Origin of the sequence: Chryseobacterium sp. LJ668, assembly GCF_019613955.1 — a bacterium.
Taxonomy (GTDB): Bacteria; Bacteroidota; Bacteroidia; order Flavobacteriales; family Weeksellaceae; genus Chryseobacterium.
This window is the reverse complement of record NZ_CP080443.1, coordinates 32,690-45,260: the sequence shown is the minus strand read 5'-3', so window position 1 is coordinate 45,260 and position 12,571 is coordinate 32,690. Positions and strand designations below refer to the sequence as shown.

General features: G+C 35.0%; 10 protein-coding genes. 8 read left to right on the top strand and 2 right to left on the bottom strand.

Annotated features, from left to right (window positions below; all coding sequences use genetic code 11):
• Positions 1-232: 232 nt before the first annotated feature.
• From K0U91_RS00225 to K0U91_RS00205, 5 genes are all read left to right on the top strand, one after another.
• The gene (locus K0U91_RS00225) at positions 233-439 is read left to right on the top strand and encodes a hypothetical protein (RefSeq protein WP_219968555.1); all 207 of its coding nucleotides are present in this window, start codon (positions 233-235) and stop codon (positions 437-439) included.
• Positions 439-798, top strand: coding sequence for a c-type cytochrome (locus K0U91_RS00220; protein WP_220179489.1), 360 nt, complete (start codon positions 439-441; stop codon positions 796-798). The genes K0U91_RS00225 and K0U91_RS00220 overlap by 1 nt, the downstream gene beginning before the upstream one ends.
• 3 nt (positions 799-801) lie before the next feature.
• A complete protein-coding gene (rlmF, locus tag K0U91_RS00215) occupies positions 802-1,728 on the top strand; it encodes a 23S rRNA (adenine(1618)-N(6))-methyltransferase RlmF (protein ID WP_220179488.1) in 927 nt (308 codons plus the stop codon).
• A gap of 299 nt (positions 1,729-2,027) precedes the next feature.
• Entirely contained in the window at positions 2,028-3,728 is a 1,701-nt protein-coding gene (gene lysS, locus K0U91_RS00210) for a lysine--tRNA ligase (RefSeq protein WP_220179487.1), read from the top strand.
• Positions 3,729-3,826: 98 nt separating this feature from the next.
• The gene (locus K0U91_RS00205) at positions 3,827-4,651 is read left to right on the top strand and encodes an OmpA family protein (protein WP_220179486.1); all 825 of its coding nucleotides are present in this window, start codon (positions 3,827-3,829) and stop codon (positions 4,649-4,651) included.
• 3 nt (positions 4,652-4,654) lie between these two features.
• On the opposite strand, the gene K0U91_RS00200 is transcribed toward K0U91_RS00205, so the two are convergent.
• Together K0U91_RS00200 and K0U91_RS00195 are read right to left on the bottom strand one after the other, a co-directional pair.
• A complete protein-coding gene (locus K0U91_RS00200) occupies positions 4,655-5,665 on the bottom strand; it encodes a cytochrome d ubiquinol oxidase subunit II (protein ID WP_220179485.1) in 1,011 nt (336 codons plus the stop codon).
• Positions 5,662-7,005 (bottom strand): cytochrome ubiquinol oxidase subunit I, encoded by a 1,344-nt coding sequence (locus tag K0U91_RS00195; protein WP_220179484.1) that lies wholly within the window; start codon positions 7,003-7,005, stop codon positions 5,662-5,664. The genes K0U91_RS00200 and K0U91_RS00195 overlap by 4 nt, the downstream gene beginning before the upstream one ends.
• A 144-nt stretch (positions 7,006-7,149) precedes the next feature.
• Between K0U91_RS00195 and K0U91_RS00190 the strand changes: the two genes are divergently transcribed.
• From K0U91_RS00190 to K0U91_RS00180, 3 genes are all read left to right on the top strand, one after another.
• Positions 7,150-8,466: a T9SS type A sorting domain-containing protein gene (locus K0U91_RS00190; protein ID WP_220179483.1), complete on the top strand. Its 1,317-nt coding sequence runs from the start codon at positions 7,150-7,152 to the stop codon at positions 8,464-8,466.
• A gap of 143 nt (positions 8,467-8,609) precedes the next feature.
• Positions 8,610-10,544 (top strand): DNA topoisomerase (ATP-hydrolyzing) subunit B, encoded by a 1,935-nt coding sequence (gene gyrB, locus K0U91_RS00185; RefSeq protein ID WP_219968563.1) that lies wholly within the window; start codon positions 8,610-8,612, stop codon positions 10,542-10,544.
• Between the two features lie 131 nt (positions 10,545-10,675).
• On the top strand, positions 10,676-12,571 hold the full coding sequence (locus K0U91_RS00180; protein WP_220179482.1) for a DUF3857 domain-containing protein: 1,896 nt from the start codon (positions 10,676-10,678) through the stop codon (positions 12,569-12,571).

Here is a 12,571-nt window from a genome sequence, read left to right as displayed (position 1 = left end):
ACCCGACGAAGAGTTTGAGTGCCACCACCAAAAATTGTTGCTTGTATTAAACATTAGACAAATGTAAATAATTTTTTAATATATGAAACAAAAAATAAAAGAAAATTTAAATGTGATTTAAAAAAGTCCTGAACCGTCTCATTTAAAAGTTAATTTTTATATTTTTGCCTTCAAATAAAAACTCTTTATACTAAAAAGTAGGGTTTCACGATCTTAAATAAAAGTTGAACATATGAAAAAAGTACTAGCAATCGCATTTATCGGAAGTTTATTCGCAGTAAGCTGCTCAAAGAAAGAAGAAAAGTCTACACAAGATAGCAACATTATGCTGGAAGAGCCTGCTGCTCCTACAGTTACGGATTCTACTGCTAAAGTTGACAGTACACCAGCCGCAATTCCTGCACCGTCACCTTCTACAGATTCTACGGCAACAAAATAATGAAAAAACTGTTTGTGACAGGAATCATAAGCTTGCTTATTATTTCGTGTTCTAAAAAAGAAAATTCTGAAATACAATCTTCAGCTGTTTCTACGCCTGTTACAAGCAATGTTTCGGGACAGAATTTGATAGAAGCATCTGATTGTATGTCGTGTCATAATGCAGATGAACGTTTGATAGGACCTTCATACAAAGAAATTGCCGCAAAATATTCTGAAAAGGATATGGAAATGCTCGCTTCAAAAATAATCGAAGGCGGAAGCGGAGTCTGGGGAAATGTTCTGATGCAGCCTCACCCACAGATCTCTAAAGAGGATGCAAAAAAAATGGTAGAATATATTTTACGTCAGAAAAAATAATTCATGACCACCGAAAAATCAGGACTGCACACAAGAAATCTCCATCGGAATTCTTACGATTTCGAAAAACTGATTTCTTGTGTGCCGGAACTGAAACACTATGTTTTTAAAAATGCTTACGGAAATTTAACCATCAATTTCAGCATTCCTAAGGCCGTAAAACTACTTAATAAAGCTCTTTTGCAGCTTTTTTATGACGTGAAAGGCTGGGATATTCCTGATGAAAATCTTTGTCCGCCTATTCCGGGACGAGCTGATTATATTCATTATATTGCAGATTTATTAGCTGAAAATTTAGTTGAAATTCCAAAAGGTTCATCTATAAAAGGTTTAGATATCGGAACCGGAGCCAATCTGGTGTATCCGCTGATTGCTCATCAAACGTATGGCTGGGAAATGTTGGGAACAGATATCAATAAAAAATCATTAGAAAATGCTCGAAAAATTTTAGATGAAAACCCTGAAATGTCTCAAAATATTCAGTTGAAATTGCAACCGGATTCCAATTTCATATTCAGAAATATTCTTCATTCTGAGGATAAATTCACCTTCTCTTTATGCAATCCGCCTTTTCATGATTCTGAAGAAGCTGCTATGAAAGGAAATCTCAGAAAAACAAAAAACCTTAAAAAATCAAACATTCAAAAACCAAATCTTAATTTCGGAGGGCAGCAATCCGAATTGTGGTGCGAAGGTGGCGAGCTGGCTTTCATCTCAAAAATGATTGAAGAAAGTTCCAAATATTCTTCACATATCTTATGGTTCACGTGTTTGGTTTCCAAAAAAGAAAATTTATTTAAATTTAATTCGCTTTTAAAGAAAGTAAAATCCATTGACGTCAAAACTATTAAAATGACCCAAGGTCAGAAAGCAAGCAGAATTTTGGCTTGGACTTTCATTTCGGAAAATGACCGTAAGAAGTGGTTCTGATTTTTTATTTACTATGTCGAACCACTTTGTCAGGTTTGGGCAGCTTTGAACTTCGTTCGTAAACTCCTATATATCTCATCTATGTCCGCCGTTCCCGCTTTTTTGCTATACTTCGTTTCGCAAAAAGACCTCCACTCAGGCCGGGCTGCGAGCGATTCAATGTCAAAAGTTCTCTTTTGGATAGGTTTTGAAAATTCAAAAGATTATTAAGAATGTTAAGATTTGCAGTTTAAATAAAATTCAAGTTTCATAAACACTTAAAATTCACTATTTTTGCAGTTCGAAAAAATCGAATTATAATGCAATTATCAGAACAGGAAATCATTAGAAGAGAAAAGCTGAATAAGCTTGTTGAAATGGGAATCAACGCATTCCCTGCAGAAGAATACGTTGTTACAGATACTACAGAATCTATAAAACATGATTTTTCTGAAAGTAAACAGGTGAAGATTGCAGGAAGATTAATGTCACGCAGGATTCAGGGGAAGGCTTCTTTTGCTGAATTGCAGGATTCTACAGGTAAAATTCAGGTATATTTCAACAGAGACGAAATCTGTACGGGAGAAGATAAGACTTTATACAATGATGTTTACAAACATCTTTTAGACATCGGTGATATCATCGGTATTGAAGGAGCGCTGTTTACCACTCAGGTTGGTGAAAAAACGGTTTTGGTGAAAAATTTTACGCTGCTTACCAAAGCATTACGTCCGCTTCCGCAAGCAAAAACAGATGAAAATGGAGTGGTGCACGACGCGTTCAACGATCCGGAAATGAGATACAGACAGCGTTACGTAGATTTAACGGTGAATCCGCAGGTGAAAGAAATCTTTGTGAAAAGAACAAAATTGTTCAATGCGATGAGAACTTTTTTCAATGACGCGGGATATTTTGAGGTAGAAACTCCAATTTTACAGTCGATTCCCGGTGGAGCGGCGGCAAGACCTTTTATCACACATCACAATGCTTTAGACATTCCTTTATATTTAAGAATTGCCAACGAATTGTATCTGAAAAGATTGATCGTTGGTGGTTTTGACGGTGTTTACGAATTCTCAAAAAATTTCAGAAATGAAGGAATGGACAGAACCCACAACCCGGAATTTACCGCAATGGAAATTTACGTAGCTTATAAAGACTACAACTGGATGATGGATTTCACAGAGAAATTGCTGGAATTCTGTGCAACTTCTGTCAACGGAAGTTCAGAATCTACTTTTGGCGAACATACCATCAGCTGGGAAGCACCATATCCGAGAGTTTCAATGACCGATGCTATTATAAAATATACTGGTTTTGATATTACCGGAAAAACCGAGCAGGAATTGTTCGATTTTGCCAAATCTATCGGGATTGATGTGAACCAAACAATGGGTAAAGGAAAATTAATCGATGAAATTTTCGGTGAAAAATGTGAAGGAAACTTTATTCAACCGACTTTCATTACAGATTATCCGATAGAAATGTCACCTTTAACCAAGAAACACAGAAGCAAAGAAGGTCTTACAGAGCGTTTTGAATTAATGGTTTGCGGAAAAGAAATTGCAAACGCATATTCTGAATTAAATGATCCGATTGATCAGAGAGAACGTTTCGAAGATCAATTGAAATTAGCAGAAAAAGGGGACGATGAAGCAACAGGATTTATTGACGAGGATTTCCTGAGAGCTTTAGAATACGGAATGCCTCCTACTTCAGGTTTAGGAATCGGAATGGATAGATTAATCATGTTTTTAACCAATAATCCGTCGATTCAGGAAGTATTGTTCTTCCCACAAATGAGACCTGAAAAAACAGTTCCTCAAATCGAATTGGGAGAAGATGAAAAAGTGATTCTGGAGATTTTAAATTCTCAGGAAGAGCCATTTTCTTTAGCCGAAGTTAAAGAAAGAAGTCAGCTTTCCGGAAAAAAATGGGATAAGGCTTCAAAAACGTTAACGAAACACAATTTGGTAAAGGTGGAGAAAATTGATGAGCAGGTGTTGATGAAATTGGTCTAAAATAATAAATAAATAAAAAGAAAATCCTGAAATTTTTTCAGGATTTTTTGTTTTGCATAAACTATAAATAATTATTTCTCGTTCTTAAGAAAAAACCGATGAAAACCTTTGTAGTTATTCTATTGTCTTTTATTTCTATTAAAATAAATGCACAGATGGTGAATTCTGTTTACTTTAAAAACAATAGTTATGAACTCAGTCAAGAATCAAAAACAAAACTCGACAGTGTGGCTCAACTAAAAAGTAATTTAACATTCAGAATTTTTGGCAATTGTGATCCATCAGGAAATATAGAATTGAATAGAAAATTATCAGAAAACCGTGCTGATGCTGTTTATGTATATTTAAAAAACAGAATTGGTAACAATATCAAATTGAAAAGTTCGGTTGGGTTAGGAATTGAAAAACAGATCAACGATAACAGTACAGAAGATTTGCGCACTAAAAACAGAAGAGTTGATGTATTAATCGATAAAACGTTTGCTCCTGGTGAGAAAATTTCAAGGAAAGTGTATCCAAATTTTTTGAGTACTAAAATTTCAATGATGAAAGTGAAAGATACTTTTTCTCTTCCGGATGTAAGTTTCTTTGGTGGCCGTCATGCGTGGCTTCCAGGCGGACAACTAAATCTAACAAGGCTGTCAAATATCTTAAAAGAAAATCCGACACTGCAAGTGGAGTTGCAAGGTCACATCTGCTGTGATTATGATAATTTTGATGGTGAAGACTTGGATCTGAAAACATTTAACCTATCGTGGACAAGAGCCAATGCCATCAAAGAATTCCTTGCAAAACAGGGAATCGATATCAATAGAATAAAAGCCACAGGAATGGGGCATCTCAATCCCGTCATCTATCCAGAAATCACCGAAGCCGACCGCATTAAAAACAGAAGAGTAGAGTTGGTTTTAATTAAAAAATAAACCTTAAGATTGCCTCCTTGCTTTTGTAAAGGAAAACATCAGATAAAATAAAAAAGGCAGAATAAAAACAGAGCCCATTATCAGTGCCCATGCCAACGCGGAAATTGTTTTCGGAGCCGCAATATGTTCCAGCAGGGAAAGATGCTCTCCGTTGGCAAACAAAATGATATTCGGGTTGTGCTGATACGTTGCCGCTACCAGAATCATAATCATCTGAAAACCTGCCAAGACCCTTACCGCAAGTAATTTTTTATTGTTCATTGCTCTTAAGATCAAACCTAAAGCTATAGTTGCAAAAGTGATTGCCATGATACCCAGTGGTTTTGAAAACACCCATTTTACCAAAGGAATTCCGGAAAGATAAGCAGTTAAAAACACCAATAATCCTGTAATAACTACAAATATTATGGTTTGATATGATTTTCTGATCATTAAATCAAGCTCTAATCGGTCCGTTGTTTCTCTTAAAGAGAAAATAGATGCTAAATATGCACATAGTGAGACTACAAATAATCCTACAGCAACACCAAACCAATTGAGCCAACTAAAAATGTACAAATCAAAAAAGGTAGTAGCGTCCGGATTGATTGATTGTGAAACAGTGGCAGCTGCAATTAATCCTAAGAAAAATGGCGTCAATAGACTTGAAAAATAAAATATTTGGGTATAAACCTGTTGCCACTCGTCAATCACTGCGTCATAATGTCTGAAAGTAAATGCTGTTCCTCTTGCAATAATTCCTATAAGCATCAAAACCAAAGGGATGTGAAGATAAGTTGACAGCGTTGTATAAATTTCGGGAAAACCAACGAAGAGAATTACAATCGCTATAATCAGCCACATATGATTGGCTTCCCAAACTGGTGCGATCGATTCATACATTATTTTTTCAGCGTATTTCCTCGTCTTCTTTTTAGACATGAGTTCCACAATTCCGGCACCGAAATCAGCACCTCCTAAAATCAAGTACAGACAAACCGAAAGCCATAGAAAACCTATTACAACGTAAATCATGATTTTTTGTTTTTAAGGTTAAACTGTGGATCGGTGGGATCATATAGTCTTGGAACCATTTGTATCTGTCTTCTCAAAAGGAAAATAATAATTAATGATAATGAAATAAAAATAGCAGTAAAGAAGTAAAATGAATATTGAATTCCCGGCATCGGAGTTACCGCATCAGCCGTTCTCATGATTCCATAAATAATCCATGGCTGTCTACCAACTTCAGTGACTGTCCAGCCTGCTTCCAGAGCAATATATCCGAATGGTGTAGCGAAAAGAAATGTTTTCAGCAGCCAGTTTTTATTCAGCCAATGTTTTTTAAAGAAGAACGCATACAAATACAGGCTTCCAATAGAGATCATCACAACTCCAAAGAAAATCATGATCTGAAAGGCATAGTGCACGACTGCAACCGGCGGCCATTCATCTTTGGGGAAATTATTCAGACCTTTTACTTCTGCATTAAAATCATTGGTTGCCAAAAAACTTAAAACTTTAGGGATTTTTAGAGCGTAATTAATTTCACCTTTTTCTTCATCAGGAATTCCTCCAATAACGAAGGCTGCACCTTTCTCAGTTTCAAAATGCGCTTCCATTGCTGCTAATTTGATGGGCTGTCGCTTGGCAACAGATTTTGCAGCAACATCACCGCTTAAAGGAGCGCCAAAAGCTCCAACAAGAGCAAAAGCGGCGGCAATTCTAAACGCTTTGGTATGAAATTCTACATTCTTCTTTTTCATAATTAAAAAGGCATGAACTCCTGCAACGGCAAACCCTGTCGCACAAAATGCAGCCACGGTCATGTGTAATGCCTGCGGAAACCATGCTTCATTAAACATTGCTTTCATAGGATCAATATTAAGATACTTTCCGTTGATATAATCAAATCCAGCAGGAGAATTCATCCATGCATTAGCGGCAACAACCAGAATTCCTGAGGCCAGTCCGCTTAAGCCAACCAAAAATCCGCAAAACCAGTGGAACCATTTATTAAATTTATCCCAACCGTAAAGAAAAAAACCTATGGCGATGGCTTCAATAAAAAAGGCAGTTCCTTCAAGAGAAAACGGCATTCCAAAAATAGGTCCTGCGTGTTTCATAAAGCCGGGCCAGAGAAGTCCTAATTCAAAAGAAAGCATTGTTCCGGAAACAGCTCCTGTGGCGAAAAGAATAGCAACACCTTTACTCCAGGCTTTTGTGAGACCTTTGTACATTTTGTTGCCTGTTTTAAGATACTTCCAGTGTGCGAACGCCATGAGAAAAGGCATTACCATTCCGACACAGGCAAAAATGATATGAAAACCGAGGGATAGGGCCATTTGTGCGCGAGCTGCAAGAAAGTCGTCCATAAATAACAATTTTGTGTACTAAAGGTAATGAATATATTAGAGAGACTAAACATGACTTAAGACAGGAAATGTTAACCTATATTTTATTTTATGTATCAGTAAAACTTTTGAGAAAAAAACTTATTTTTACATAAATAATTTTCTATGAAAAAAATATTATTCTTACTCTTTTTATTGCCGTTATTTTCTTACTGTCAATATTATATAGGGAAATTACCGTCATATCCTTCTCAAGATAATCATTATTTAAATAATGCATCGAAGGCTATTGCTAAAGACGGAAGTATTTATATCTATGCAGCAAATAGTCTAACAAAAATAAATGTTAATGGAGCAATAGATACAAGCTTCGGATCAAATGGTGTGGTTACTAATATCCCACCAATGACCAATGTTAGTGAATCACAAACATTAATAGCTGTTAATGATCAGAATATATTTTTATATTGTAACAAAAAGATTGCAAAATACAATATTAATGGTGTTATTGATACTACATTCGGAAATGCCGGTTTTTTAACATTATCGTTAGGGGTTTGGAAAATGATTATTGATAATGATTCTTCATTGTTTGTAATGCTATCAAACACATATAAAATTAATAAAATACTTCCGAATGGTGGTATTAGTAATGCTTTTGAAATAAATAACGTAAAAGACTTCTATAAAACAGATCTAAATCAAATTTATGCGACTTACACAGATTCATCAACGAATCCTAACGTCATAACAATGAGTAAATACAGTCTGGATGGTACGAAAGATATGAATTTTGGAAATTCAGGAAGTATTTCGTTCACAGATAATCTCATTCTCAATGAAAAAAATGGTGAGTTTTATCTTAAAGGAAATAATCAGCTAACTAAATATACTGCTTCAGGAATTATTGATACTAATTTTGGAATTGCAGGAACGGTTAATAACGTTTTTCCATCTGTAAATAAAGTTGTTTCTGATTCTAATAATAAAGTATTATTTTTTGGTGGTAATCAAGGATATGGTTCTAATTTAACAGCGATATTTCGTTTAGAAAGTACCGGAATATTAGATAACACTTTTAATAATGGCAGTTATTTATACTCTAATTCTGGTACTGGTATGATTACAGATGTTTTATTGCTGGATGATTATACATTCATATGTCTTACAAGTACCAGAGTTAGCTTGAATAGTACCGTTTACGGAACGGCAAAGTATTTGAGAACACAAAATGTATTGGGTATTGTTGAAACAGAAAATATTAATTCAGATATACAAATATTCCCTAATCCTGTTTCTGATGTTTTGCTGATAAAAACTAAAGATAAAATAAAAGAAACAAAAGTCTATTCAATAGACGGAAAACTACTAATTTCAGGCGATACGAATGAGATACATGTAGAAAATTTACCATTAGGAAATTATATATTAGAAGTGATTTCTAATAAAAATATTTACAATAAAAAATTCATTAAAAAATAAGTATTTGTTTTAAAGAAATCTAGTAGATTTTAGACTGTTTTCTAGTTAGCGTTAATGCTTTTTTGATCCTTTTTAATTTTCATATCTCGAAAAAAATCACGATATTTGTAGGTCTTTGCATTAGGCAAAAACTTTAATTATATATGAGTCAAAAACAATATACAGCTAGTAGTATCCAGGCATTAGAAGGCATGGAGCACGTTCGTCTAAGACCATCTATGTACATTGGAGATGTAGGAGTAAGAGGTCTTCATCATTTGGTTTATGAGGTAGTAGATAACTCTATTGACGAAGCTCTTGCGGGTCATTGCGATACGATATTAGTTACAATACACAAAGGAGATGGTATCTCTGTGAAAGATAATGGTAGAGGGATTCCTGTAGATTTGCACGAAAAAGAACAAAAGTCAGCCCTTGAAGTAGTTATGACCAAAATCGGAGCAGGTGGAAAATTTGATAAAGATTCTTACAAGGTTTCCGGAGGTCTGCATGGTGTGGGTGTATCTTGTGTGAATGCGCTGTCAACTCTTTTAGTAGCAACAGTAAGCCGTGATGGCAAATTATATCAGCAAAAATATTCAGAAGGAAAAGCCTTGGCAGATGTTGCCGAAATAGGAACGACTGATGAAAGAGGAACTGAAGTTTTCTTTCAGCCGGATGGTACTATCTTTCAGGAATTGGTTTATAATTATGATACTCTTGCAGCAAGAATGCGTGAGCTTTCTTTTTTGAACAGAGGAATTACGATTACTCTTGTAGATGAGAGAGAACCTAACGAAGACGGGTCGTTTGCCTTTGAAGTTTTTCATTCTGAAGGAGGATTAAGAGAATTTGTAGAATATATCGACGGAAGCCGTGAAGCCATCATGGAAAACGTTATTTTCATGGAAGGTGAAAGAGATGATATTCCTGTGGAGGTTGCAATGCGCTACAATACTTCATTTACCGAAAATCTTCATTCTTATGTGAATAATATCAATACTCATGAAGGCGGAACTCACTTGGCAGGTTTCAGACGTGCTTTGACGAGAACGCTAAAAAAATATGCTGATGATCTTGGAATTCCTGCTAAAGAAAAAGTAGAAATTACAGGAGATGACTTTCGTGAAGGCTTAACAGCAATCATTTCTGTAAAAGTGATGGAGCCTCAGTTTGAAGGACAAACCAAAACAAAACTAGGAAATTCTGAAGTTTCCGGTGCGGTAGATAAGATCGTAGGTGAAATGTTGAGTAATTTCTTAGAAGAAAATCCAACTGAAGCTAAAATTATCGTACAAAAAGTGGTACTGGCTGCAAAAGCGAGACAGGCTGCAAAAAAAGCCCGTGAAATGGTTCAGAGAAAATCTCCAATGGGAGGTTCTGGATTACCGGGAAAACTTTCTGACTGTTCTTCTAAAGATCCCGCAGAATCTGAATTGTTCTTAGTCGAAGGAGATTCAGCTGGCGGAACTGCAAAGCAGGGGAGAGACAGACATTTTCAGGCGATTTTACCTTTAAGAGGTAAAATTTTGAACGTCGAAAAATCAATGCTTCACAAAGTGTATGACAATGAGGAGATCAAAAATATTTATACTGCTTTAGGCGTTTCTGTAGGAACAGAAGAAGACAGCAAGGCCTTGAACATGGCAAAATTAAGATACCATAAAGTGGTGATCATGACCGATGCTGATATTGATGGTTCTCACATTTCTACTTTGATTCTGACATTCTTCTTTAGATTTATGAGAGAGCTGATTGAGAACGGATATATTTATATCGCTCAGCCGCCTTTATATTTATTAAAAAGAGGAAATAAAAAAGTGTACGCTTACAATGAAAAAGAGCGTGAAGAATTTACTTTAGAAATGTCTCCGGACGGAAAAGGCGTTGAAGTTCAGCGTTATAAAGGTCTTGGGGAAATGAATCCTGAACAGCTTTGGGAAACTACATTGAATCCTGATCACAGAATTCTGAAGCAGGTAACCATAGATAATGCAGTTGAGGCAGACAGTGTATTCTCAATGTTGATGGGAGACGAGGTTCCGCCAAGAAGAGAATTTATAGAAAAGAATGCAAAATATGCTAAAATTGATGTATAATTAGCTGTATTATAATATCTTAAAAGACTTCATTTTAAATGGAGTCTTTTTTTTTAAACTATTTTTAAAAAAAATACATTTTTTTAACATTTTATTAAGATTTTTTATATTTTTGCGGAAATTAAATAACGATGATGAAACTTTTTTGTTTAGGTGCTTTTTCTATAGCATCTTTATACTATGCACAAAATTACCCCGTTTCTGAAATTAGTGAAAGCCTAAAGAAAAATGCGAGCGCTGTTATACGTAATGAAAATACAGTTGTCGAAATAAATAAAATCGATGAAATTGTTTACAGAAATCTGTCTGCAGTTACAATTTTGAATAAAGATGCGATAAGCTATTCTATCCCAAAAATTTATTACGAAAAAGGTGATGTGATCTCAAATGTGAAGGTTACTGTTTATGACGAAAAAGGCGGGAAATTGAAGAGTTATTCTAAAAGTGATTTTTCGGATATGGCAGCAAATTCTCAGGGAACATTTTATTCAGACAATAGAGTGATGGTTCTTTCATATACACCAACTTCATTTCCATATACAGTAGAGTTTAGTTATGATCAGAAAGATCAGAATACAGTTTTTATCCCGGATTTTACGCCATTTTATTCTCACAACATTTCTTTAGAAAAAAGCAGTTTTAAAATACTCAATAAATCAGGGATCAATCTTCGTACAAAAACATACGACTCACCATTTAAGTATGCAGCTGTCGATGTTCAGGATAATGGAAACGAAAAATTGTATACTTATCAAAATGTTGCTGCAATCGATGAGGCAGAATTGGTTCCTAATCCACAGAAAATTTTACCGAAAGTAAGTTTTTCTTTAGATCAGTTTAGTTTAGTAGGAAAAAAAGGAAACATCACTTCATGGAAAGATTTCGGTTTGTGGTATTACAATAATCTGTTGACACCAGTATCTGTCTCTACACCACAGATCAAATCAGAAATTGCTGCGCTCAACTTATCAGGAAGTACTGAAGAGAAAGTGAAAAAAATATTTCAGTACATGCAAAGCAAAACAAGATATATTTTTGTGGCTCTGGGTATTGGCGGATGGCAGCCGATGATGCCGGATGAGGTACAGAAAAAGGGATATGGTGACTGTAAAGGTTTGACCAATTATATGAAGACACTTCTTGACGAGGCAGGAATTCCCTCTTATTATGCAATCATTAATGCCAATTCTTCCCCTGTAAGTTTTGATGTCGAGTTTCCAAAAATGGGTGGTAATCATGTTATTTTGGTAATTCCTACAGATAAAGGAAATATTTGGTTAGAAAATACATCTCAGGATATTGCATTTAATCATATGAGTTACAAAACCACAGATAGAAATGTGCTGGCTGTAAAATCTACTGGAATTGATATCATGGAAACTCCCAGCTATACATCCCAGCAAAGCAAGGAGAATCAGATTTTAAATATTCAGATAAATCCTGACAAAACCATTTCCGGAAAAGGTAAATTTTCGTATACAGGAAATCAGTATGATTTTAACTTATCTTACATTTCACTTTCTCAGAAAGATAAAAATGAGGCAATGAAATCTAAATTTTCGAGCCTGAATTTTGAAAATGTAGAGATGAATAATTTCGTGAACAATAAAGATTTGGCTTCGATAGATTTTGACTTGAATTTTAAAGCTTCGAATTACTCAAAAATGATGGGTGACAGTTTTATATTCAGAGCAGTTCCTATTTATTCCTCAGGGTTTTATCATACAGATGAAAATCGTCAGCTGCCGTTTGAAAACAGATTTTCATATGAAGATGATTATGAAATCGTTTTTCAGCTTCCTGCCAATTATGTAATCGAAGAAATGCCGCAAAACGGGCTTGTCACTTCAGATTTCGGTACTTACATGATCACATTTGAGAAAAAACAGGATCAGCTTGTTGTAAAAAGAACCATCAATATGAAGAAGGGGATTTATTCTAAAGAAAAATATAACGATTACGTCAATTTCCGAAAAAAAATAATGAATGCTGATAACTCAAAAATCCTAATATCCAAAAAATCGTAA

Excerpts from the sequence above, each read along its gene's own strand:
- K0U91_RS00225 (WP_219968555.1), top strand. The coding sequence starts at position 233 with ATGAAAAAAGTACTAGCAATCGCATTTATCGGAAGTTTATTCGCAGTA.
- K0U91_RS00220 (WP_220179489.1), top strand. The coding sequence starts at position 439 with ATGAAAAAACTGTTTGTGACAGGAATCATAAGCTTGCTTATTATTTCG.
- rlmF (WP_220179488.1), top strand. The coding sequence starts at position 802 with ATGACCACCGAAAAATCAGGACTGCACACAAGAAATCTCCATCGGAAT.
- lysS (WP_220179487.1), top strand. The coding sequence starts at position 2,028 with ATGCAATTATCAGAACAGGAAATCATTAGAAGAGAAAAGCTGAATAAG.
- K0U91_RS00205 (WP_220179486.1), top strand. The coding sequence starts at position 3,827 with ATGAAAACCTTTGTAGTTATTCTATTGTCTTTTATTTCTATTAAAATA.
- K0U91_RS00200 (WP_220179485.1), bottom strand. The coding sequence starts at position 5,665 with ATGATTTACGTTGTAATAGGTTTTCTATGGCTTTCGGTTTGTCTGTAC.
- K0U91_RS00195 (WP_220179484.1), bottom strand. The coding sequence starts at position 7,005 with ATGGACGACTTTCTTGCAGCTCGCGCACAAATGGCCCTATCCCTCGGT.
- K0U91_RS00190 (WP_220179483.1), top strand. The coding sequence starts at position 7,150 with ATGAAAAAAATATTATTCTTACTCTTTTTATTGCCGTTATTTTCTTAC.
- gyrB (WP_219968563.1), top strand. The coding sequence starts at position 8,610 with ATGAGTCAAAAACAATATACAGCTAGTAGTATCCAGGCATTAGAAGGC.
- K0U91_RS00180 (WP_220179482.1), top strand. The coding sequence starts at position 10,676 with ATGATGAAACTTTTTTGTTTAGGTGCTTTTTCTATAGCATCTTTATAC.